The following is a 23,174-nucleotide window of genomic DNA, read 5'->3' on the forward strand; positions in this document are numbered from 1 at the left end:
CGCGCTCGGATCCAGGGCTTTCGCGAGTCCGCCACTGCCCTCGTCGCCGGACTCCATCTCGGCCAGCGCCGCCTCGGTGGGTCGATCGTCCTGGCCGAACTCCGCCATCACGTCCTCGTGATACCGCTCGTGGAACTCCGCTTCGGAGAGCGTTCCCTTGGTGACCGCCATCGCGTCGCGGGCCATCTCCATGCCGAGATCGACGTCGTACTCGGTCTCCTCGAGTAATTCCTCGAGTTCGCGTTCCCACTCCTCGCCAAGCGGGCCGCGGTCGACTCGCCGTCGTTTCGAGGCGACTGCATCACTCAGCCGACCAGCAACCGGCGAGCGACGTGAACCCGCGCGTTCTCCTCGAGCGTGCACTCAGCGCGGATGGGCGGTACACGGAACCGTTTCTTCGAGTAACAGCGTATTACGACCAGTTCCTCGGTGAGAACGTCCCGTTCGTGTAACCGTTTCACGAGTAATACAAAATTATCGTTCGAACCGCTCGAGGCAGATATATTAGAATTCGTGAATTGATGTGGAAAGTATACTGAACGAACGTTCCAATCGAAGCGTACGTAAGTTTATTTTATACATTTTTCCTTGGAAAGGTTTACTCAGACGATGGATCTTCCGCCGATGGAACGTCGATGGAATCTTCGTACACGATCGAATCGTTTGCAGAAATCTCGAGGAACAGTGTGTACGAATCACGCTCGTAATTGACGACCTGTAACTGATCTATTTGGGTATCGGTCCTCGATTCGGCGCGACCGAGACACCCGGTAAGTGCGAACGGAGAACATGTAGTCGCCCAGCAGAGAAATTGACGACGCGACCGTGCGAACATACGTGATGTCGATATAGTATAAATATACACTTTCCGAAAACTCTGGCAATAGAGGGGGACAATCACCCATCTATCAGAAGCGTCAAATCGTGTCACGAGGAACTCTCGGCTCGACTTCGCCGACGCGTTACCGAGTTAGCCGGTGCGAATTGTATCACACATTCACTCGAGCACGTCCGCGAGCGTCTCCCGAATCGCCTCGAGATACGCCGCGGGTTCGTAGCCGAGCCGGCCGACCCAGACGTCCTGGTACGACGGGTGCAGTATCGGCACCAGCCAGACGTCGAGTCCGTCATAGCGAATCGGCTCGAGAACGGTCTCGAGGAAGCCCTCGAGCGATCTCCCCTCCGCTTCGAGCACCGTCGCCGTCGCGTGTTTGCCGGTCGCGAGCACCGCGTCGGGGTCGACCGTCTCGAGTTCGGTCAGCAGGTGGGTGCGACAGGTCGCTCGCTCCTCGTCGGTCGGCTCCCGGTTAGTTGTCGGGTCGTCCGAATCCGCGGGAAAGCACTTGACCGCGTTCGTGAAATAGGCGTCCTCGCCGTAGCCGATTCGCTCGAGCATCGACCGAATCCGCCGTCCCGAGTGCCTCGAGGTGTAGGCTTTCCCCGTCCAGTTGCCGCCCCGCCAGCGATCGGTGTCGGGGTCGCCGAAGCCGGGTGCCTCCCCGACCACGACGATGTCCGCCTCGAGACTGCCCGTTCCCCACGAGATGCGCTCGCGGGAGTCGACCAGCGCCGGACAGCGCGCGCACTCGGCCTCGAGGACGTTTCGCCGCTTCGGAAACTCGGGATCCGTCCCGGAACTCGGATCGGGCACGCTCGAGGCGAGGCGGCGCTCGAATTTGACGCCTTCGCTCGACTCTCGCGGCGTTCGCTCGCCGATCCGATAGACAAGTTTACAGTCGCCCGGTGGGTAAGGGATCTCCATGAACGCAGAACTGGGGGTCGAACTCGTTACGCTGGTACTCTACACGATCGGCGCCGGCGTCCTCACCGCGGGCGGCATCGTCGTCGAGTACGCGAGTTTTCAACACATCGGTGCCGGCGAGGGAACGCTCGCGCTGTGGCTCGCCGCGATCGGCTTCGTGATGCTCTATGCGGGTATCTACGGCATCGGATATCAGAAATTGCTCGCGAACCTGATCCGAAACTGAGTTCGCCGCCACGTCGAGGCGTCCCGGAGTCGCTCTATGGCCGACCTGCGATATCGATTCCTCTTTACTTCCCCAGCGAATTAACACAGCCATGAGCAGGTTCGGCGAGGTCGACGACCAGTACGACCCCGAGGCGGTCGAGCAGCGGGTCTTCGAGTACTGGGACGACGTCGACGCCTACGAGCAAACGGTCGAGCATCGCGCGGACGGCGAGTCGTTTTTCTTCGTCGACGGGCCGCCGTACACCTCCGGGTCCGCCCACATGGGGACGACCTGGAACAAGTCACTGAAAGACGTCTACATCCGCTACCTTCGGATGTGCGGCTACGACGTGACGGACCGGCCGGGCTACGACATGCACGGCCTCCCGATCGAAACCCAGGTCGAGGAAAATCTCGGGTTCGAGAACAAAAAGGACATCGAGGAGTTCGGCGAGGAGAACTTCATCGACGCCTGCAAGGAGTACGCAGAAGAGCAACTCGAGGGACTTCAGGAGGACTTCAAGTCCTTCGGCGTCTGGATGGACTGGGACGATCCCTACAAGACCCTCTCGCCGGAGTACATGGAAGCCGCCTGGTGGGGCTTTTCGAAGGCCGCAGACCGCGGACTCGTCGAGAAGGGCCACCGCTCGATCTCGCAGTGTCCGCGCTGTGAAACCGCCATCGCGAACAACGAAGTCGAGTACGAGGACGTCGAGGACCCCTCGATCTACGTCAAATTCGACCTTGAGGACCGCGAGGGATCGATCGTCATCTGGACGACGACTCCGTGGACCATCCCCGCGAACACCTTCGTCGCCGTCGACGAGGACGGCGACTACGTCGGGGTTCGCGCATGGAAAGACGGCGAGCGCGAGGCGCGAAGCGCCTCGGATGGGTCGAGCGGCGATGAGCCGCGAGACGGGGAACTGCTGTACCTCGCCGAGGCCAAACACGAGGAAGTCCTCAAGGAGGGCCGCTACGAGGACTACGAGGTCGTCGAGGAACTGACCGGCGAGGAGCTGCTCGGCTGGTCCTACGAGCACCCGCTCGCAGAGGAGGTCCCCGATCACGTCGACGTCGAGGGCGCGCTCGAGGTCTACGCCGGCGACTACGTCGACACCCACGGCGACGGTACGGGGCTCGTCCACTCCGCACCGGGTCACGGCGAGGAGGACTTCGAGCGCGGGACGGAACTCGACCTGCCAGTCTTCTGTCCGGTCGGCGGCGACGGCGTCTACACCGACGAGGCGGGCAAATACGAGGGTCAGTTCGTCAAAGACGCAGACGAGGAGATCATCGCCGACCTCGAGGATGCGGGCGCGATGCTGTCGTCGGGGCACGTCCACCACAGCTACGGTCACTGCTGGCGATGTGACACGGGCATCCTCCAGATCGTCACCGAGCAGTGGTTCATCACGATCACCGACGTCAAAGACGAACTCCTCGAGAACGTCGAGGACAGCGAGTGGCATCCAGACTGGGCGCGGGATAACCGCTTCCGGGACTTCGTCGAGGACGCCCCGGACTGGAATGTCTCCCGGCAGCGCTACTGGGGGATTCCGCTCCCCGTCTGGACGCCCGAGGGACGGGACGACGACGAGGACATGATCGTTGTCTCCACGCGCGAGGAACTCGCAGAACGCGTCGATCAGGATGTCGACGCCGAGGCGGTCGACCTCCACAAGGACACCGTCGACGACCTGACGATCACCGAGGACGGCACGACCTACACCCGCGTTCCGGACGTGTTCGATGTCTGGCTCGACTCCTCGGTCGCCTCGTGGGGCACCCTAAACTACCCCGGCGAGGAGGAGCAATTCGACGAGCTCTGGCCCGCCGACTTCATTCTCGAGGCCCACGACCAGACGCGGGGCTGGTTCTGGTCCCAGCTCGGAATGGGCACGGCGGCGATGGGTGAGGTGCCCTACGACGAGGTTCTCATGCACGGCCACGCGCTCGACGAAGACGGCCGCAAGATGTCCAAGTCGGTCGGCAACGTCGTCGAGCCCGACGAGGCCATCGACCGCCACGGTTCGGACGCGATGCGGCTGTTCTTGCTCTCGGCGAACCCGCAGGGCGAGGACATGCGCTTCTCGTGGGACGAGATGGCGACTCTGGAAAACCAGCTTCGGACCCTCTGGAACGTCTTCCGGTTCCCGCTGCCGTACATGCGCTTGGACGAGTTCGATCCCACCGAGAGCGACCTCGAATCGCTCGAAGACGACCTCGAACTGGTCGACGAGTGGGTCCTCGCGCGCCTGCAGTCGACCAAAGCTGAGATGACCGAAGCCTTCGAGGAGTTCCGGCAGGACCGCGCGCTCGATGCGCTGCTCGAGTTCGTCGTCGACGACGTCTCTCGGTTCTACATTCAGGCGGTCCGTGAGCGGATGTGGGAGGAAGACGACAGCACCTCGAAAGAGGCCGCCTACGCGACGATCTACCGCGTCCTCCGGGAGACGGTCGCGCTTCTCGCGCCCTACGCACCGTTCGTCACCGAGGAAATCTACGGCACGCTCACCGGCGACGATGAGCACGACACGGTCCACATGTGCGACTGGCCCGCGGTCGAGGAAACTTGGAGAGATTCGGAACTCGAGACCGACGTCGCGCTCTTGCGCGCCATCGAGGAGGCGGGTGCGAACGCCCGCCAGCAGGCCGGTCGAAAGCTCCGCTGGCCGATCACGCGCGTCGTAGTCGCCGCGGACGACGAACGCGTCGTCGAGGCCGTGTCCCGCCACACCAACCTGCTCGAGGACCGGCTCAACTCCCGTGAGGTCGAACTCATCGAACCGGGCGAGCAGTGGGGCGAACTGGCCTACAGCGCCGAAGCCGACATGAGCGAACTCGGCCCCGCCTTCGGCGGGCGCGCCGGCGAGGTCATGACCGCGCTCAACGAGGCTCGCGTCGAAGAGCCGACCCTCGAGAGCCTCGAGTCGGCGGTCGACGACGCTCTCGAAGACGGCGAGGAGATAACCGACGAGATGGTCTCGTTCGTCACCGAAACCCCAGACGACATCGCCGGCACCGCGTTCGGCCTCGACGGCGACGACCGCGGCGTCGTCTACGTCGACGCCTCGCTCACCGAAGACATCGAGAGCGAAGGCTACGCTCGAGAGGTCGTCCGCCGGGTTCAGGAGATGCGCAAGGAACTGGATCTGGATGTCGAAGAGCGCATCGCGCTCGACCTCGAGATCGAAGACGACCGCGTCGCCGACCTCGTCGCCGACCACGACGAGTTGATCCGCGAGGAAGTCCGCGCCGACGAACGCGGGTCGCTCGAGGACGGCTACCGAAAGGAGTGGGATGTCGAAGGTGTTACGATGGAGATCGCGATCGAGTCGCTGTCGGTCGCGGAAGCCTCGGATTAGAACTGCCGAGCGGTGCGAGGCAGCTTTTTAGACCAGGTTTTTCGAGGAGTGGTGAGCGATAGCGAACCCGACGAGAAAAAGGTGGATGCCGAGATCGCGATCGCGTCGCTGTCGGTCGCGGAAGCCTCGGACTGATCGCCGTCGCGTGGAGGAACGCGACGGCTACCCGTCGCCGTTCTGTTGCGCATCGGACCGTTTCAAAACACGATTGTTCTTGCTCGAGATCGTTCGCGTCTTCGATCGCCCGTTAGCGATCGTCGGCGCCGCTCGCGAGGAAGGATCCGTGGGCCGTCCACAGCTTCTCTGTCTCGACGGAGGCGTCGACGACGAACGTCCAGCCGTCACGGTAGACGCCCTCGTTCTCGAGCGACCCCGATCCCGAGGTCGCCTGGCTGACGACGTCTACGACGGTGTCGACCGAGAGTCGGTCCGGATCGGCGACGATGCCGTACCGGAGCCGACTTCGCGTCGGGCCCGCCTGCAGGGCGACGCCGGTGGCCCGTGCGGCCCGAACCGCGGACCGAAATGCCTCCGGCGCGTCGGCCAGTCGATCACACAGCGCTTTTCGCGTCGCCGAATCCAGCGACGCACACGCGACGGCGTGTCCGGAGAGCAGGGACGGGAGCGAGCCGTACATCTCGTTCAGGTAGAGAGTCGCTTCGCTCGAGCGCGACCGGTCGTCGGCGACGAGCGCCGCGTCGACGTGGGTTCGGGCGTTGGCGGACTCGCTTCCGTACCCGACAGCGAGTGCCGAGTCGTCGAGACCGATAGCGTACGGCTCGTCCTCGGCGGCAAGCCGATCGGCCGTGGTCGGGTCGTCGGTGGTGGGCGTCGTAGTGGTACTCGAGCCGGTTCCCGTCAAACTCTGCGGGGCGCCGCCGGTCTCCATCCGGTGGTGGCCCCCGTTCGTGCCGACCTCGTGTAAGCCGTACGCCCTGGCTTCCGTTCTGATCGCTCGCCTGTCGAACGAGCCGGTTGCGACGGCACAGCCGCCGGTGATCGTTTCGCCGTCGAGCGCCGCACTCGCGCTGACGCGTTCGACGTCCGCGAGCGAGACCGACGAGTAGCGCCGACGGAGTTCCTCGAACGGGGCTCTGGCGGCCTCGGGAAGGCCGGTGATGTCCAGTACCGATCGATCGACGCTTGCGATAGTCGTCGTTTCGGCGTCGGCGATCGCCCCGGCGTCGTATCCGTACTGGGTTTCCAACGCCGCCGACCGCTCGTTCGGTGCGGCACCGGCTGTCCCGCTGGCGATGGCTCCGACGCCAGCGACTGCGAGGCCGTGACGGAGCAGCGACCGTTTCGATAGCATCGGTCGGGATAAGACGCGACTCTCTTATAAGTATGCTGTCGGATTTTCTCGACGAGAAACTACTCGAATCGCCTGCTATAGCCGTGCGTTACAGTTCCTCGGCGATCGCCGGCGCGACCGAGACCGAACTGACTGGTCGTTCGACCGTGTCAGTTCCGTAGATCGCCTCGACGCCCGCACTCGAGAGCTTCGTATAGGCGTTGTGGACCAAAAGCGGGTGGACGCAGGTGACGAACACGCGCTCGACGCCGCGCTCGGAGAGGACCGCGACGGCCTCGCTCATCGTCGACCCCGTCGCGATGATATCGTCCGTGACGACGACGTCCCGACCGGCGACCTCGACGTCGCTCGGGGTGATTTCGACCTCGGTTCCCGAGCGCCGCGTCTTCTCGAAGTAGTCCGTCTTGCCCGTACCGTAGGCGTCCCGGACCGTCTCGGCGAGGGCTATCGCCCCGGCGTCCGGCGAGAGGAACACGGGATCCTCGAGCGCGTCGGGCAACGGCTCTGCGAGGCGTCCCGCGGCATCGACCGCGGTCGCAGCCGGTTCGAAAAACTCGCAGACGTCGCGCTCGTGGGGGTTGACCGTCAACACGCGATCGGCGCCCGTCGAGATAGCTCGAGCGACCGCTCGAGCGGAGATCGGGTGTCCCGCCTCGAACGCGTCGTCCTGTCGGCCGTATCCCATGTAGGGGAGTACCGTGACGACTTCCTCGGCTCCCGCTTCGCGGACGGCGTCCTGCAGTTGCAGGAGTTCGACGTGCGCGTCGTTCGAGACGGTCGATGCGACGATGACTGCGCGCTCCCCGTCGAACTCCGGCACCGCGGCGAGCGTTTCGCCGTCCGGAAACCGGTCGTAGGTGGCGGTTGCGAGCGGTTCGTCGAGAGCGCGGGCGAGCGAGGCGGCGAGCGACTGCGAGGCGGATCCGCTGACGATCATACTCGCAGAGTCTGCCCGCTTGCTAAACCCGTTTTCGTTCTCCGTCTGATCTGTTCAGCGTCTCTGACCGTTCAGCGATGTAGCGGTCGTGCGTGTCCTCACTCCGCTTCGGTCGCGTCGTCGGCGTCGTCGTCGCCCAACCCGCAGGGGCCGCCGGAGGTTCCGCTCGCCATCGTCACACCGCTGTCGCCCCTGACGCTGATAAACAGGTTGAAACAGTCCGGATCGTTCCAGTCGGCCGGCGTCACTTCGCGCACCGATTCGCCGTCGAGACGCGCGACGACGCTGAACGAGCCGGGCTCGCTGGGCCAGTTCCGCTCGAGGGTCGTGCTCTCGCCGCTGGTCTCGAGGCTCTCGGTGGTCCAGTCTTCGATTTCGCCGTCGAACTCGACGATGACGTCGACCGTGTGGCTCGTCTCGTCCAAGTTTTCGACGGTGATGTCCCCGAGTATAGTGCCGGTCTGTGCAGCCGATCCCGATTCGTCTGTCCCACCATCGGGTCCGCCATTTTCGTCTCCACTGTTTTCGTCGCCGGTCGTTTCGTTCCCACCGTCGTCTGTCGCTCCATCGGGGTCGCCGTCGCCCGATCCCATGCACCCGGCGATCGCACCCACCGCCGTCGTACTCGCGACGGCCAGCATCTGCCGTCGTGTTCGATCTCCCATCGATCCATCCTATAAATTCCGTCACAGTAAGCCTTCGTCAGACGCGCGTCACACGTCGCCGTCGGCTTCGACCGGTGGGATCGCGATTCCCGTTACGCCGGTGACGCCGAGGACGTGAGGCCGCCAGCCGGTGTCGTCGGCCGCGAAAACCGTCCCGTCGCTCGAGACCGCGTAGACGGTGTCGCCGTAGCCGAACCCGACGATCGTATCGCTCGAGGTCGCGGGTCCGCCGCTGTCGTCCGATCCACTTGCGGTCGCCCACTCCTCGTCCCGGGCCCACTCTCCCGCCTCGTCATCGCCGGCCACGTATTCGTAGACGACTCCGTCGGAGACCGCGTGCGCCCGCTCTAAGTGTCCCGGCTCGCTGGCCGGATCGGCCGCGACGATTTCCGTGGAGCCGGGTCGAATCTCCATCCATCCGTTGCCGAGTTTGTACAGCCCCGACTCGGTCGCCGCGAGCGGGACCCCGGCGGCGGAGATGTCGCGAACGTCGCTCAGTCCCGCGTGATCGAGCCCGCCATCGTGGACGCGGTAGACGCCGCGGCCGGTTCCGAGCAGGTCACCGTCCATTGCCTGAACGTCGGCCTCGAGAGTGTCGGCCAGCGTCTCCCAGCCCTCGGCGTCTCTCCCACTGCCTCCGACGCAGCGCGCGACGCGACCGTCGGGCCCGACAGCGAGGAGCGTCTTTCCGTGGTAGCTCGCGGCCACAGCGGGGCCGAATCCGGTCTCGGCGAACGACTCGGGATCGGTCGGATCGGCCACCAGCACGTCCTCGTCGGTCGCGACGGCGATCAAACTGGGGCCGGCGGCAACGTCTCGCGTCTCCGATCGCTGACAGAGCGAGAACTCGCCGACGGCGCTGTCCGAGAGTTTCACGTGGACGAGCCCCATCGAACTCCCGACGTAGGCGTTGACTGCGCCCTCGCTGTCGCCGTAGACACGTTTTTCGTCGATCGTACTCATACTCGAGTCCTCGTCCGGGAACGTCGAAAACATTCTGCTTGGCGACGGCGCGTCGTCCATTCTACGTGGCGATGGGGCTGTGGTTGACTCGGCTGTGTGAAGCCCGATGGGCGCACCGTCCGGAACCACTTTGAGGCGTCCGTGCACAGTGTTCGTCGATGAAAGTGTTCGGATCGAGCGGGACCCGGGGCGTCGCCAACGAGGAACTGACGCCGGAGTTCGTCCTGCGCGTCGCCAAAGCGGCGGGAACAGCCTGGGACGTCGACCGGATCGCGATCGCTCGAGACACGCGCCACACCGGTCGGATGCTCGCCGATGCGGCCGCAAGCGGCATCGTCAGCACCGGGATCGACGTCGATCGACTGGGGGTTGTGCCGACGCCCGGCGCGCAGTTTTACGCCGAGCGCGAGGGCGTTCCGACGATCGTCATCACGGCCTCGCACAACCCGCCGCAGTACAACGGCGTCAAACTCGTCGGTAGCGACGGCGTCGAACTGGCGATCGACGACCTAGAGCGCATCGAGGAGGCGTTGCTCGCCGAGTCGTTCGACGTCGCGGCGTGGGACGAAACCGGCCGAAGTCGCGATGTCGACGGCGTGCGACGGGACTACATCGACGAACTGCGCTCGGCCGTCGATCGCGAGCGAATCGCCGACGGCGACTTGACCGTCGCCCTCGACCCGGGCCACGGCGCGGGCTCGCTCGTCAGCCCCGAGTTCTTCCGCGATCTCGGTTGTCGCGTTATCACCGTGAACGGACAGGCCGACGGCCATTTCCCCGGCCGCGACCCCGAACCGGTCCCCGACAACCTCGAGGACCTCGGCCGGCTCGTTCGCGCGACCGACGCCGACGTCGGGATCGCCCACGACGGCGACGCCGACCGGGCTATCTTCTTCGACGAAACCGGCGAGTACGTCGAGGGCGACGCAACGCTCGCGGCGCTCGCCGCGGCCGAACTCGAGCCCGGCGATACGACCGTCTCCGCGGTCAACGTCTCCCAGCGGCTGGTCGACGTGGTCAACGAAATCGGCGCGTCGATCGAACTCACGCCGATCGGTTCGACAAACATCATCACACGAATCGAGGAACTCGAGGAAAACGGTCGGCGCGTGCCGGTCGCCGGCGAAGGAAACGGCGGCATCTTCTTCCCCGGATTCCGCCTCTCGCGGGACGGGGCCTTCACGGCCGCGCGATTCCTCGAACTCGTCGCCGATCGGTCGGTGAGCGACATCATCGAACCCTACGGCGGCTACGCCAACGTGCGACGCAACATCGAGTACGATTCGACGGCCGAACGCGACGCGATGATCGACGCGGCGGCGAACCAGGCCAAAACCTCCGACGCGGAGCTCAACACGCGCGACGGCTACCGACTCGATCACGGCGACGCTGGGTACTCGCCCGCCCCTCCGGCACCGAACCGCTCGTCCGGATCTACGCGGAGGCCCGCGACTCGAGTCGCGCCGAGGAACTCGCGGGCGATATGTACCGGGCGCTGGCCGAGGCGAAAAACGACGCCTGATCCTCGCCACCCGCTTTTCTTCCTCACACACGGCGCGCTCCCCACCGTTCCGTCGCGAGCAACAGCCGGTGGGTGAGAACGAGGACGACCACGGCGAGTAGTATCAACGCGCCCTCGAGCACCGTCGGCAGTAGCCCGAGCGCGACGATCAGCGTGGTCGCACAGGCCGGCGGATGGCGGGTCTTCGTCGCGAGCATCCCCCCGGCAGTCAGCGTCGTCGCGAGCACGCCGCTGGCTGCGAGTCGCAGCCCTCCGACCGATCCCGGATCCATCGCCGCGGTCATCGCGATACCGCTCGCGAGCAGGTGGTAGGCACCCAGGCCGGCGAGGACGCCGATCGCGTGCCCGCCGATCACGCGCCGGGGCGAAGTCGCGTCGCTCTCCTCGAAAAGCGCCAGCACGAACGCCGTGGGGCCGAGACTCGGGAACAGCATCGAGAGTCCAGAGACCCACGCCAACGCGGCCGTCGTCGTGATGAGAAGCCCCGTGTGGAGCGTGCTCCCGACCTGGTCGTCCATCCTACCGGCGCGTTCGAACTCGAGCTACAAACGTCGTCGGGTCCGAATCGCGCGAGCGCCGATTCCGGTCGGACTCGAGAATCGCCGCCCCGTTGCGACCGCGACGTCCCCCGCGACGGCGATGTCCATCTCACGACGGCAACGCCACTCTCGCGACGGCAAGCTACTCTAGGGGACGACCGTCACCGGCACGTCAGCCTGTCGGGTAACCTGCTCGGCGATGCTCCCCAGTAACACCCGTGAGACGCCCGAGCGACCCTTGCTTCCCATGACGATGCCGTCGATTCCGTTCTCCCCGACGTACTCGAGGATGGCCTCGGCGGCCGTTCCGCCGACGACCCGCGTCTCGATCGTCGCGTCGTATTCCTCCGCGATTCGCTCGGCGTCCGCGAAAACGTCCGGCTCCGAACCCGCCTGCGCTGCGGACGGTTGGTCGGCGTATCCCGCCTCGAGGTCGTCGATCGCGTGAAGGGCCGTGATCTCGGCGTCTGGGAAGTACTCGAGCGCGTACTCGAGGGCCGCCCGCGCGGGGTCGGAGTCGTCCATTGGAACGAGGAGGCTGTGGCTCATGGGCGATCGTTCGTCCGCATCCGTGGAAAGTACTCCGCCGTCTGTTGGTTCGTATCTCCCGACGTGGAGAACCGACTACACCGGATCGTCAACATCGAGGGCCGCCGCTAACTGCTCTCGCTCGTTTCGAAGCGCCTCGAGTTCGTCCTTGACCCGCCCGTCGGCCAGCCGCCTGCGTTCTGCGGGTGTGAGCTGGTCGACAGCTTGGGCCGCCGTCTGCAGTCGGTCGTAGTCCGGATCGCGAGCGATCAATCGAACCTCCCGCAGCAAGGATACCGTCTCCTCGTCGGCGATCCGGTCGACGAACGGCCGGTACTCTCGTGTCTGCCGGCGGAGGACGCCCGCGGGTTCGGGCGGCCAGCCGACGGTCAACGGCTCGGCGTCGATGCCGTCGAGGTAGGTCTGCTGGGTGGCCACCTGTCGCTTGAGTTCGTCGGCGTCGTCGACGTAGTGAGACAGCTTCGAGCGGGTGTACTCGGCGTACTCGAGCAGTTCCTCGATCGTGTACTCGCCCGCGGGATTCGTCTCGACGTAGGACTCGAGGTCGGCGGGGGGTAGTTCGTACTCAACGAAGGGATACCAGCGCGTTCGATCCAGGAACGCGAACACCTCGCATGCGGCGGCCTCGCTACGGTAGGCCTCGAACGCCTCTCGAATCGCCTCGTCGTAGGCTTCGATCGGGTCTCGAAGCCGCTCGATCGGCGCGTCGAAATCGGCGTGGGAAAGCTCGAGCAATCGTTCTGTCTCCGCGAGTTCGTCGTCGATCTCCCCGAGGCGCTGGCTGGCGTTCGTCCGGGCCGCACCCAGCGCCTCGCGCGCGGCTTCGCGCTCGCCGATCAGGTCCGCGTACTCCTTTGCGGGCTCGAGTTCGGCTTCGGCTCGCTCGAAGTCGGACTCGCTGAGCCGGCGCTTGTCGATCGCGTCGAGCGCGGCCTCGAAGGCCTCCCGGCCCCGCAAATCGTCGTCGAGGCTGTCGACGAGCGAATCGAACTTCCCCTCGAGTTCGATGTAGGCCTGAAAGTTCTCCCGACCCGTGCCGGTCGCGCGGTCGACGTACGACTCCAGTAATTCGGTCGCGTTTCGGTAGGCCGCCGCCGCGTCTTCGACCGCCGTCTCGTCGCCGCCGCCCTGCCGTTCGATTCGTTGCTGTGCCGTCTCGAGTCGCTCGCGGGCGTCTCGCAGCTCCGCGAGCGCCTCGGCGTCCGCGCGATGAACGGATTCACTCATTGTGTTTGGAGTGTCGGTGTGGAGTTGTGCTGGTCGAGTACCGGTGTGGAGTTGTGCTGGTCGAGTACCGGTGTGGGGTCAGTCGCAGCGCTTCGACGCGACTCGACGTTACTCGTAGACCGCGTCGGGGTCGAACACCTGCTCGCCGACGTGCTCGCCGTCTACCGTTCGGTAGAAACACGACCGGTGGCCCGTGTGACAGGCGCCGCCCTCCTGCTCGACGAGATAGAGCAGCGTGTCGGCGTCGCAGTCGACTCGAACCTCTGTCACCTGCTGGGTGTGGCCGCTGGTCTTGCCTTTCTCCCACAACTCCTCGCGGCTCCGCGAGTAGTAGTGGGCTCTGCCGGTCTCTCGGGTCCGCTCGAGGGCGTCCGGAGAGACGTACGCGAGCATCAATACGTCGCCCGACTCGGCGTCCTGGGCTATCGCCGGCACCAGCCCGTCGTCGCCGAAATCGACGTCGATATCATCGTCCATACTCCGAGAAAAGTCCATCGGGAGCGATAGGTCTTTTGCTGCACTCGAGATTCTGGGAACGGTGGGACTCGATCCGCAGCCGGGCGGGGTGATCGGTCCGTGACTCGCCGTTTCGATCGACCTGTCGCTTCTCGAGGCGGCGGTACCGGCCGAAATATCCGGATCTAACCCCCGAGAACGTATCGTTCATTACTCGCTGGCTCCGATACCCGGTGTGGATCTATCGATCGTCGACCTCGCGCCGATACCCGAGGACGGATCAGCAACGGACGCGTTCGAGAACACCGTCGAGCGAGCGCAAAACGCGGAGGAACTCGGTTACTCGAGAGCGTGGGTGGCCGAACACCACGATTTCACCGACTCGCTTGCGAGTACGACACCCGAGGTGCTCATCCCGCATATCGCCGCCAAGACCGACGAGATCCGGGTGGGATCCGGGACGATCTTGCTCAACCACTACAGCCCGTACAAGGTCGCGGAGACCTTCAGCGTGCTCGACGCACTCGCTCCCGGCCGAATCGATCTCGGACTCGGCCGGGCGACCGGCAATCCGGTCAGCGACCGCGCGCTCCAGACCGACCGGAGCCAGCATCGGACCGGCTCCAACGAGGATCACCGGGACAAGGTAAACGAGGTCGCCGCCCACCTCTACGACGGGTTCCCGGACGACCACTCGTTCAGCCAACTCGAGCTGGCTCGCGCACGCGAGACCGTCCCCGACATCTGGGTCCTCGGCTCGAGCCCTTCGAGTGCAGCCATCGCCGGCCAGCTCGGGCTGCGGTACTGTTTTGCCGCCTTTATTCGACCCGGCCCCGCGGTTCGGGCGCTCGAGGTCTACCGGGAGAACTTCGAACCGTCGTCGTTCGGTGCCGGCCCCGAGGAACCCCACGGGATGGTCGCGGCGAACGTCACCTGCGCCGAGACGGACGAGGAGGCGGCCCGGCTTCGCGCGACGACCGAGGCGACCCACCAGCGACTCCGGCAGGGGACGATCGATCGCCCGCCGATCCGCTCGACCGAGGCCGCGATCGAGGAACTCGGGGACAGCGACTCCGATGGAGACGACGGGGACAGCGACTCCGATGGAGACGACGGGGACAGCGACTCCGATGGAGACGACGGGGACACTGATACGGACGGCTCTGACGCGGACGCCGACGGTGCCGACGCCGACGCCGACGGTGCCGACGCCGACGCCGACGGATAATCATCCTGCGTCCTCCGCGCCACTATTGGCGACGCCCCTCGTCGGGAGACCTGCGGACGTGGTTCCCCACTTCGTGGTCCGGTCTCGAGTGTTCGAACTCCCAGCAAGGCTTATGTGCTCGGTTGGAATGCGATGCTGTAGATGGGGCTGCTCCGAAACGCGGCGAACGTCTACGAGCAGCGGGGACTGACCGGCCTCTGTCGACGGTCGGTCGCGTTTTTCCGCGAGAACCCGGCGTTTCTCTCCCACGGGATCGCGAACGCGCTCTTTTATCTCCGGTACGGGTCCGGAATAGACGTCACGAGCGAAGACTGGGATAACTTGATCATCCTCGACGCCTGTCGCTACGACGCGTTCGCGGCCCGAAACACGATCGACGGCGACCTCCAGCGGCGGGTCTCTCGAGGCTCCTCGAGTCTCGAGTTCATCGAGGGGAACTTCGCGGACCGAGAGCTCCACGACACGGTCTACGTGACCGCGAACACGTACTACACCGCCGCCGGGAGCGAGACGTTCCACTCGGTTATCACCTGCTTCGACCACTGGGACGAGGATCTCCAGACGATTCCGCCTGCGGGCGTGATCGAGGAAGCGACGGCCGCGTTCGATCGAAACCCGAACAAGCGGCTCGTCGTCCACTTCATGCAACCGCACGCGCCGTACATCGGCCCGCGGGGACGCGAGCTTCGCGAAAAGATCGAAGACGAAGTCGACGTCAGAGGGATGAGTCTCGAGCGGGGACTGAACGACGACTGGGACGAGCGCCGAGACGGTGCCTCGGAGGCGATTCAGGCGATCGAAGCGCCGACCACCCCGGGCGTCGACGTGACCGACGCGGAGGTCAGAGCCGCTTACGCGGACAACCTGGACCTCGTTCTCGAGGCACTCAAGGAGCTACTCTCCACGCTCGAGGGCAAGACGGTTATCACGGCCGATCACGGCGAACTGATCGGTGACCGAGTTCCGCCGTTCTTTCGAAAGCGGTACGAACACCCGCTCTACCTCCATACGCCGGAACTGTGTCTCGTCCCCTGGCTGGTGATCGACGAGGGAGACCGGCGGACGATCACGTCCGATCCCCCGGAGCGGTACGACTCGATGGACGAGGACGACCTCGAGGAGAAACTTCGCGCCTTCGGCTACCGGTGAGCTACTGTTGCCTACTCGCCGCATTCAGCTTCCGCTGAACTACTGCTCCCGCCCTCGCCGCCTTCGGCTACCGCGAGCACACATCGCGGAGATCCGGATGGGGTGACGTTTCCGTCTCTTCGCCCCGCGCGATGCGGTCGCGTCGGCGCTGCCACCGGTCGTGTCGAACGACGACTCGAACCGGTATCGAGTCGAGCTCGAGCACTTTGGCGATCGATAACCGGTGGTTGCCACCGCCACAGAAGACGAGTTCGCCGTCCCGTCCGACGCTCACGCAGACCTGATCGAGCGACGACGCGATCCGCGAGTCGGTCCCCTCGTAGCGTTTCGTCGGGTCGTAGCCGTCGTCTCGAATGCTCTCGTACAGGCGATCGATTCGCTCGTATCGACGCTCGAGGTCCGTCCTCGAGAAGCAGCCGTCGGCTTCGCCCTCCTCGTCGATACGGCGACACAGTTTCTCGTAGACGTCCGTTTCGGTCCACTCCTTCCCGTCGACGTACCGCTGTTCGACCGATCGGTGTTTGATCGATTCGTCGTAGGGGTTCGTCCGCCGGTCCCACTCGCCCCCTCGAACGGCTCCCGTCGAGAGGTACTTGTCGATGGACCTGTTGGCCATCGTGATCTCGTTCGGATCGACCGATATGAGCGCGAAGGGGTCCGCGAGGGCGTCGTACGGCCCGATCGTCCGGTAGTACGCCAGTCGGCCTCGAGCGAGCGCCCGGACCACAAGCGGGTGATGATGGAGAAACGCCAGCCCGGACGAGACGAGCCCGCGAACGCCGCCCGAAGAGAGAACGGATCGCGCTCTCCCCAGCAGTGTCATTGGTCGGGATACGAACAGATCGGCTAAATAGTCCGTGATTCCGATCCGGACTGTCGACGAGTCGGTTCCAGCTATCTGCGGCTTGTCCCGAACCGCCTGCGAGTCCGAGCCGAACCGTCAGCGACTTATCCGCTGCTTCTGGAACGATTCGTATGCCACTCCGGCGAGTTCGACAGAAAGTACGCGACGTCGGAGTCCTCGAGTTGCTCAAACGCGGAATCGAAACCGGGGCCGCGCCGAGGCTGTTCGCGGCCAAACTGGCGCTCGATACCAGGATCAGCTATCTCGAGCGCGACGACCTCGCTCGAACGTCCGCTGCGGAGGTGTTCGCGTTCGGCTCCAAGGAATCGATCACGCTCGACGCGCCGCCGAACGCGCCGTCGGAACTCTCCCGGATGGCGGGCTCGTTCTCGGTCGATCGCCCGTTCGTCTGTCGACTACCGAGGGCTCGACTCGTCGGGCGGGACGCGCTTTCCGTCCGCCCAGACGGCACGGTTCCCCTCGAGACCTCGCTCGGTCGACGCGACAGGCTCGAGCGGTCGCTGCTGGCGGAGCCATCCCTGCTCGGGCGGGCGCTGTGGAACCAGTCCGCCCTCGGAACGCCAACGGCGGACGATCGGTACCGCGAGACGGTTTGCTCGCTCGTCGACGGCTGCCTCGGCGGCTACTCTCACTGGGTGTTGACCGCGCTGCCTCGACTCGAGGGGCTCCGGCGGTGGGAGGAACGGACCGGCGAGCAGGCGACAGTTCTCGTCCCGGCAGAGGCCCCGGGGTGGGTCCGCGAATCGCTCGATTTCTTCGGATACGGTCCGGATCGAGTCGCGGCGTGGGACGGCGAGCCGACGACGGTCGAGGGGCTGATCGTTCCCTCGGTTCGCTCCCCCGAACAGCCCCGGTCGGCCTACGCACACCGGTTTACGTACGACCTGTCGTACAAGCTCACGTCGCCGGCGGCCTGTCGGTGGCTCCGGTCGGCCGCTCGAGAAGCGCTGTCCTCGGGAGAAGCGACGTCCTCGGGGCGTTCCGAGAGCAGTTCCGAACTCGAGCCCCTTCCCGCGGGCCGCGGCCGTCACGTCTACATCTCGAGAGCGGACGCCGACCGCCGACGAGTCCGCAACCGCGACGAACTACTCGAGTCGCTCGCGGGGAACGGGTTCGAACAGTATACCCTCTCGTCGCTCTCGTTTCCCGATCAGGTCCGGCTCTTTCTCGAGGCGGATGTCGTCGTCGCACCCCACGGGGCCGGGTTCGCCAACCTTGCGTTTGCGAGCGACTGTGCGGTGGTCGAGCTGTTCGGAGCGAAGGTCAAACCCACCTACTGGCTGCTCGCCGGCGCGCTCGGCCTCGAGTACGAGTATCACGTGTGCGAGGCCGTCGGGGACGACCTGCGGGTCGACGTTGAGACTGTAATCGACTCCATCGAGGCGTTCCTGTGACCGCCGCGAACTCGTCGACGACGCGGTATGGACACCGCGCGAACAGCCGCCGACCTCGCGACGGTCGTCCCCGACGAGCAGGTCGTGTGCGAGGAACCTCGAGTCGATCCCGAACGTTTCGCACACATGATTAGACTGATAGGCGTGGCACCGAAAGACGGTCCCAGACGGGTGGCCGTCTCCACCTCGAGTCAACTATGAGAATCGGGCAAACGTCGTTCCTCCAGTTCGTTGCCGAAATCGCCGCCTCTGCGGTCGGATTCGTCGCGACGATCTACTTCGCCCGCGTCCTCGGCGCGGAAGTGCTTGGCTACTACTCGGTCGCGCTGGCTGTCGTCACGTGGCTCGGTATCAGCGGAAAGGTCGGCCTCTCGAGTGCGGTCACCAAGCGCATGAGCGAGGAAACCGATTCGTACGCGTACTTCTGGGCGGGCGCGTCGATCATCGGGTCGATATTCATCGTCCTCGCGATCGGCGTGTTCGTCTTTCAGAGCCGGCTGAACGCCTACATCGGCGAGGAGGTCCACCTCATCGTGATCCTCATGCTGGCCGCGGTTCTGTGCAATTCCCTTTTCAACGCGGCGCTGCAGGGCCAGCACAAGGTACACATCTACGCCGTCCTCAAGCCCCTGAAAATCGGCGGTCGGGCAATCGTTCAGGTGGCGCTCGTCGTCGCCGGCTTGCAGCTCTCGGGAATGCTGGTCGGTTACTCGTCGGGCTGGATGCTTTCGGCGTTCGTCGCGGCCGTCGTGCTCGCGCCGCCGTTCGAACGCCCGACGCGTCGTCACTACGAGCGACTCGTCGACTTCGCGAAGTACGCCTGGATCGGACGCGTCCAGGGCAAGACCTTCAGCGAGGTCGACATTCTCGTGCTGGGCGCGCTCGTCTCGAGCACGCTCGTCGGCGTCTACTCGATCGTCTGGGCGCTGTGTTCTTTTTTCCTGATTTTCGGGTACGCCGTCAGCACCGCGATGTTCCCCGAAATCAGCAAACGTGATACGAACGACGAGCGAGGGCGGGTCGGGACCCTGACGACGGAAGCGCTCTCGTTCGCGGGGTTCGTTCTCATTCCGGGAATCGTCGGCGGCCTTCTCGTCGGCGACCGCGTCCTGGCGATCTACGGAACGGAGTTCATCGAGGGCCAGTACGTCCTGCCGATCTTGCTGTTCGGCTCGCTGCTGTACTCGTATTTCGACCAGTTGCTCAACACGCTCAACGGGATCGACCGGCCGGATATCTCGTTTCGCGTCAACGGGCTGTTCATCGTCGCGAACGTCGTCGCGAACGTGGTTCTCGTCGAGGCGATCGGCTGGGCTGGTGCAGCCGTCGGGACAACGATATCGGCCGGAATGGGCCTCGTAGCTGCGTTTTACGCCCTTCGAGAGCGTCTCGAGTTCGAACTGCCGCTGGCCGAAATCGCCCGCCAGTGGGTCGCGGCCATCGCGATGGGCGCTGTCGTCTACCCCGTCACGACGTTCGTCGGCCCGCCTTCCGAGAGTCTCGAGTCGACGGCCGTTACCGCGGGCATCGTCGCGGGCGGCGCTGCGGTGTACGTCGTCGTCCTCTTTGCGATGTCGGCACACTTCCGGAACGTCGTTCGGAACAACGCGCCGATCGACATTCCGCGGGTCACGGGTCGATGACCGAGCGTCACAGCTCGAGCGCAACGGGTCGCTAACGAGAACGGATAAGATGCTCGAGCAACGGGGAAAACCCCTACGAGCGTCGCGGATCACCATCGAGGATGTCGTGAGTCGATGATTCACTGTCGATGCCGCTCGTAGAACTCGATCAGCGAACTCGTCGGGGACTCGGACAGCGAATTCACAGGGTAACTCGGTAGCGAACGACGATACGACATCGATTCGAGCGCGGAAAATCACAGCGAACGCAGGAAATTGCGGACGAATTCGAAGCGGTTCTCAACGTTTTTCTATCTCTACGGCAAACGTCCTCGTATGAAATACGTCAGATTCCGTGATCCCGCCGGCGCGGTCCGCCGAGGCGAACTCGAGGACGGAACCGTCCACTTCGCGAACGAGAGCTACGATTTCGACGCTGAGGAGATCGACATCCTCCCGCCGACCGAGCCGTCGAAGATCGTCTGTATCGGACGCAACTACGCGGACCACGCCGACGAGATGGGGTCGGATCTCCCCGATCGACCGATGCTCTTTCTCAAGCCGCCGAACACGGTCTCGAGTCACGGCGATACGGTGACCGTGCCGGCGGGCAAAGAGCGGATCGACCACGAAGCAGAACTGGGCGTCGTCATCGGCGAACAGTGCCGGCACGTACCGGTTTCGGATGCGAAGGACGTCATCGCTGGCTTCACCTGCGTGAACGACCTCTCGAACCGCGACGACCAGTCCGAAGAGCGCAACTGGGTCCGCGGGAAGGCCTTCGACGGCGCGGCGCCTATCGGACCGGTGCTCGCGACTCCCGACGAAGTACCCGACGATGCGGCAGTTCGGTCTCGAGTCAACGGCGAACTGAAACAGGACGGGACGCTCGATCAACTCATCTTCCCGATTCCGGAGCTGATCGCCGAGATCACGACCTACCAGACCCTCGAGGAGGGCGACGTCATCGCGACTGGCACGCCAGAAGGCGTCGGACCGCTCGCCGACGGCGACGAGGTCGAGATCGAAGTCGAGGGCGTCGGCACGCTCTCGCACTCGGTTCGAATCCCCTGAACCGGGCCCGACCAGTCGCGGGGAGACGAACGTTTTTCGACGCATCGGCCGAACGACCCTCCATGACAGTCAGCTACGGTGCCGTGGCGTTCGACTGGCTCAGCCGCGCGACGGTTCGACTCGAGTCCCAAACGGGCGTGGTGATCTACGTCGATCCCGATCGAGCGGCCGTCCCTGGGGACCCGACCCCTCGAGACGGCGATCTGGTGTTGGTCACCCACGAGCACCACTACGATCCGGACGGGATCGAACGGGTCGCACGCGACGATGCGGTAGTGGTGATCCACGAGTCGATAAACGGACGCGAGACCGACGCCCGCGAAGGCGATCGGTCGGAACGAGACCACGCCCCGCCAGCCGACCTCCCCTACGATGTCGAACGTGTTCGCGCCGACGAATCGTTCGTACTCGGCCCGCTAGATCTGTTCACGACGCCCGCGTACAACGAGCCGGACGGGCCACACACTCGCGACGACGGCTCGGCGCACCATCCCGAGGGGACCGGCTGTGGGTACGCGATCACCGTCGACGGCGTTCGGGCCTTTTTCGCGGGCCATACGGACGCCCTCGAGTACCACGAGGATCTCGATGTCGACGTTTTCGTTCCGCCGATCGACGGCGACACCACGATGGATCGACACGAGGCCGCGGCGCTCGTCGGGCGAATGGCACCCCGACTCGTTTGTCCGATCTACGACGAAGCGGCTTCGGTTGATACGGAGGCGTTCGTCGTCGACGTGGCGACTCGAGCAGTTCCAGTCGTTCTCGAGAACCGGAATACGTCGACTACTGGACTCGATGGCGAACAAACGACCGAGTAAGCACCGTCTACGTCCTCGGTGCCCGCCGTGCCAAGATCAGCGCAACGAGGGCGTCGTAGCATCGACGCTCGAGGAGAGATGGTGTTGGGTCTGGAGCCCCGTCTGGAACCGTTGTACTATCTTCGACTGGTGTTCGGGACAGGCCACGACGAGGACTGCTCCCTCACGGACCGGGATCACGGGCTGGGACGCGCTGTGCGGTGCGTGCTGACAGCCCGGACACCGAATGCCGCCGGCCGGCCGGTGGTCCAGCGTCTCGGCGTCGTCTTGGGTAGTTAATCCACAGACCGAAGCGAACTGCTCGAGGTGGTCCTCACAGCTGACGAGAGGAATCGTAAACTGGTCCAAAAGTAGAAACGAGATAGTCCGCCGGCTATCAGCTTCCAAGGCGGATCGGCACGCCTCACATTGGACGGGCGGATGGCCTTCGTCAGCACCCGGCTCCGAGTACTGAAGATCTGCTGCTGGCATTCGTCCCTATCGGCGGGTCGCCATCCACGTAAGTGGTTGGTTGTCGGATATTCACGCGCCGTCGCTACCGAACCCAGCACCATCGCTACCGGTACCAGCATTGCTACCGACTCCATCGACTCGCGGGCCGTGATAGCTATATTCACCTTCGGGTCGTCCGCTGTACATGGCGAGTGCAACGGTCTGCGTTTCGTATCACTTCGACGCCGTCTCGACGTGGCTCTGGGCGTTCGGCGCCTGGGACATGCCGACGCGACACTCCCGAGGCGTCTACGGCGCGGACGTCGGAACACCCCGGCTCCTCGACCTCCACGACGAACACGACCTCCCCTCGACGTGGTGTATCCCAGGACACACCATCGAGAGCTTTCCGGCGGCCTGCGAAGCGGTTGCCGACGCCGGCCACGGAATCCAACACCACGGCTGGACCCACCGCGGCCCCTCGAGCTACGAGAGCCGGGAGGCCGAACGGGCGGATATCGAGCGCGGCATCGAGAGCATCGTCGAACTGACGGGCGAGCGTCCGACGGGATACGCCTCGCCGGCGTGGGACTTTTCGGAACACACCCTCGACATCCTCCTCGAGTTGGGGTTCGAGTGGGACTCGAGCGTGATGGCCGCCGATTTCGAACCGCACTACCTCCGGCGGGGATGGCGTGCGCCCGCCGAAGCGCCGTACGAACGCGGCGAACCAACCGACATCGTCGAACTGCCCCCGTCGTGGGAGCGCGACGACTTCCCGCCGTTTACCTACACGTGGGCGGCCCCCCACCGGATGGGCTACACCGACGAGGAGATGATCTTCCGGAAGTGGCGCGACCAGTTCGACTGGATGTGCGAGCACGTCGACGGCGGCGTCTACGTCCTGACGCTGCACCCACAGGTAATCGGACAAGCGCACCGAATCGGCCGACTCGAGCAACTATTCGAGCACATGTATTCGCGGGAGGACGTCGAGTTCGAGCGGATGGAGACCGTCGCGAAGCGTTTCCGAGAACAGAATCCGCCGGAGGTACGGTGAGTTGCTCGGACTGGAGGGTGGC

Annotated in this window: 22 protein-coding genes and 1 pseudogene; 11 read left to right on the forward strand and 12 right to left on the reverse strand. The window is 64.8% G+C overall.

Features of this window, described 5'->3' with window-relative positions; all coding sequences use genetic code 11:
* The coding region (locus EL22_RS09485; RefSeq protein WP_304413705.1) for a 4Fe-4S ferredoxin N-terminal domain-containing protein at window positions 1-309 on the reverse strand (309 nt) is incomplete at its 3' end.
* Window positions 310-997: 688 nt separating this feature from the next.
* Window positions 998-1,762, reverse strand: coding sequence for a uracil-DNA glycosylase family protein (locus EL22_RS09495; RefSeq protein WP_082146742.1), 765 nt, complete (start codon window positions 1,760-1,762; stop codon window positions 998-1,000).
* On the opposite strand from EL22_RS09495, the gene EL22_RS09500 reads away from it, so the two are divergent.
* Both EL22_RS09500 and ileS read left to right on the forward strand, forming a co-directional pair.
* Complete coding sequence (locus EL22_RS09500) at window positions 1,761-1,988, forward strand: hypothetical protein (protein WP_050051281.1); 228 nt, start codon at window positions 1,761-1,763, stop codon at window positions 1,986-1,988. The two genes, EL22_RS09495 and EL22_RS09500, sit on opposite strands and share 2 nt — an antisense overlap.
* Window positions 1,989-2,079: 91 nt before the next feature.
* Window positions 2,080-5,337 (forward strand): isoleucine--tRNA ligase, encoded by a 3,258-nt coding sequence (gene ileS, locus EL22_RS09505; protein WP_050051282.1) that lies wholly within the window; start codon window positions 2,080-2,082, stop codon window positions 5,335-5,337.
* Window positions 5,338-5,584: 247 nt separating this feature from the next.
* Here the strand turns inward: ileS and EL22_RS09510 are convergent, their stop codons facing one another.
* From EL22_RS09510 to EL22_RS09525, 4 genes are all read right to left on the reverse strand, one after another.
* Window positions 5,585-6,649 carry a hypothetical protein gene (locus EL22_RS09510; protein WP_050051283.1) on the reverse strand — a complete coding sequence of 355 codons (1,065 nt, stop codon included), beginning with the start codon at window positions 6,647-6,649 and terminating at the stop codon, window positions 5,585-5,587.
* A gap of 88 nt (window positions 6,650-6,737) precedes the next feature.
* On the reverse strand, window positions 6,738-7,586 hold the full coding sequence (locus tag EL22_RS09515) for a ribose-phosphate diphosphokinase (RefSeq protein WP_050051284.1): 849 nt from the start codon (window positions 7,584-7,586) through the stop codon (window positions 6,738-6,740).
* A gap of 98 nt (window positions 7,587-7,684) precedes the next feature.
* Entirely contained in the window at window positions 7,685-8,251 is a 567-nt protein-coding gene (locus tag EL22_RS09520; RefSeq protein ID WP_050051285.1) for a hypothetical protein, read from the reverse strand.
* 48 nt (window positions 8,252-8,299) lie between these two features.
* On the reverse strand, window positions 8,300-9,214 hold the full coding sequence (locus EL22_RS09525) for a hypothetical protein (protein ID WP_050051353.1): 915 nt from the start codon (window positions 9,212-9,214) through the stop codon (window positions 8,300-8,302).
* Window positions 9,215-9,372: 158 nt separating this feature from the next.
* Between EL22_RS09525 and glmM the strand changes: the two are divergent.
* Window positions 9,373-10,736 (forward strand): annotated as a pseudogene (gene glmM / locus EL22_RS09530) (phosphoglucosamine mutase).
* 23 nt (window positions 10,737-10,759) lie between these two features.
* Here glmM and EL22_RS09535 read toward each other — a convergent pair.
* The 4 genes from EL22_RS09535 to hisI form a co-directional block, all read right to left on the reverse strand.
* The gene (locus EL22_RS09535) at window positions 10,760-11,254 is read right to left on the reverse strand and encodes an HPP family protein (protein WP_050051286.1); all 495 of its coding nucleotides are present in this window, start codon (window positions 11,252-11,254) and stop codon (window positions 10,760-10,762) included.
* Window positions 11,255-11,422: 168 nt separating this feature from the next.
* Window positions 11,423-11,824, reverse strand: a complete 402-nt coding sequence (locus EL22_RS09540) for a universal stress protein (RefSeq protein WP_050051287.1) — start codon at window positions 11,822-11,824, stop codon at window positions 11,423-11,425.
* Window positions 11,825-11,899: 75 nt separating this feature from the next.
* Window positions 11,900-13,051, reverse strand: coding sequence for a hypothetical protein (locus EL22_RS09545; protein WP_050051288.1), 1,152 nt, complete (start codon window positions 13,049-13,051; stop codon window positions 11,900-11,902).
* 108 nt (window positions 13,052-13,159) lie between these two features.
* Window positions 13,160-13,528 (reverse strand): phosphoribosyl-AMP cyclohydrolase, encoded by a 369-nt coding sequence (gene hisI / locus EL22_RS09550; RefSeq protein ID WP_050051289.1) that lies wholly within the window; start codon window positions 13,526-13,528, stop codon window positions 13,160-13,162.
* Window positions 13,529-13,742: 214 nt separating this feature from the next.
* On the opposite strand from hisI, the gene EL22_RS09560 reads away from it, so the two are divergent.
* On the forward strand, window positions 13,743-14,735 hold the full coding sequence (locus EL22_RS09560; protein ID WP_082146743.1) for an MsnO8 family LLM class oxidoreductase: 993 nt from the start codon (window positions 13,743-13,745) through the stop codon (window positions 14,733-14,735).
* A 141-nt stretch (window positions 14,736-14,876) separates the two neighbouring features.
* Window positions 14,877-15,884 (forward strand): hypothetical protein, encoded by a 1,008-nt coding sequence (locus tag EL22_RS09565; protein WP_050051291.1) that lies wholly within the window; start codon window positions 14,877-14,879, stop codon window positions 15,882-15,884.
* A gap of 67 nt (window positions 15,885-15,951) precedes the next feature.
* On the opposite strand, the gene EL22_RS09570 is transcribed toward EL22_RS09565, so the two are convergent.
* Entirely contained in the window at window positions 15,952-16,707 is a 756-nt protein-coding gene (locus tag EL22_RS09570; protein WP_231587920.1) for a hypothetical protein, read from the reverse strand.
* Window positions 16,708-16,859: 152 nt separating this feature from the next.
* Between EL22_RS09570 and EL22_RS09575 the strand changes: the two genes are divergently transcribed.
* From EL22_RS09575 to EL22_RS09590, 5 genes are all read left to right on the forward strand, one after another.
* Window positions 16,860-18,143 (forward strand): DUF563 domain-containing protein, encoded by a 1,284-nt coding sequence (locus tag EL22_RS09575; RefSeq protein ID WP_050051292.1) that lies wholly within the window; start codon window positions 16,860-16,862, stop codon window positions 18,141-18,143.
* Window positions 18,144-18,170: 27 nt separating this feature from the next.
* The gene (locus tag EL22_RS17160) at window positions 18,171-18,344 is read left to right on the forward strand and encodes a hypothetical protein (protein WP_156184090.1); all 174 of its coding nucleotides are present in this window, start codon (window positions 18,171-18,173) and stop codon (window positions 18,342-18,344) included.
* Window positions 18,341-19,786 carry a lipopolysaccharide biosynthesis protein gene (locus tag EL22_RS09580; protein ID WP_050051293.1) on the forward strand — a complete coding sequence of 482 codons (1,446 nt, stop codon included), beginning with the start codon at window positions 18,341-18,343 and terminating at the stop codon, window positions 19,784-19,786. The genes EL22_RS17160 and EL22_RS09580 overlap by 4 nt, the downstream gene beginning before the upstream one ends.
* 315 nt (window positions 19,787-20,101) lie before the next feature.
* A complete protein-coding gene (locus EL22_RS09585; protein ID WP_050051355.1) occupies window positions 20,102-20,839 on the forward strand; it encodes a fumarylacetoacetate hydrolase family protein in 738 nt (245 codons plus the stop codon).
* 62 nt (window positions 20,840-20,901) lie between these two features.
* Window positions 20,902-21,660 (forward strand): MBL fold metallo-hydrolase, encoded by a 759-nt coding sequence (locus EL22_RS09590; RefSeq protein ID WP_050051294.1) that lies wholly within the window; start codon window positions 20,902-20,904, stop codon window positions 21,658-21,660.
* Between the two features lie 36 nt (window positions 21,661-21,696).
* Here EL22_RS09590 and EL22_RS09595 read toward each other — a convergent pair whose 3' ends face one another.
* The gene (locus tag EL22_RS09595) at window positions 21,697-22,131 is read right to left on the reverse strand and encodes a hypothetical protein (protein WP_050051295.1); all 435 of its coding nucleotides are present in this window, start codon (window positions 22,129-22,131) and stop codon (window positions 21,697-21,699) included.
* 166 nt (window positions 22,132-22,297) lie between these two features.
* On the opposite strand from EL22_RS09595, the gene EL22_RS09600 reads away from it, so the two are divergent.
* Window positions 22,298-23,152: a polysaccharide deacetylase gene (locus EL22_RS09600; protein ID WP_231587921.1), complete on the forward strand. Its 855-nt coding sequence runs from the start codon at window positions 22,298-22,300 to the stop codon at window positions 23,150-23,152.
* Window positions 23,153-23,174: the final 22 nt, after the last annotated feature.

The organism is Halostagnicola sp. A56, assembly GCF_000691505.1.
Taxonomy (GTDB): Archaea; Halobacteriota; Halobacteria; order Halobacteriales; family Natrialbaceae; genus Halostagnicola.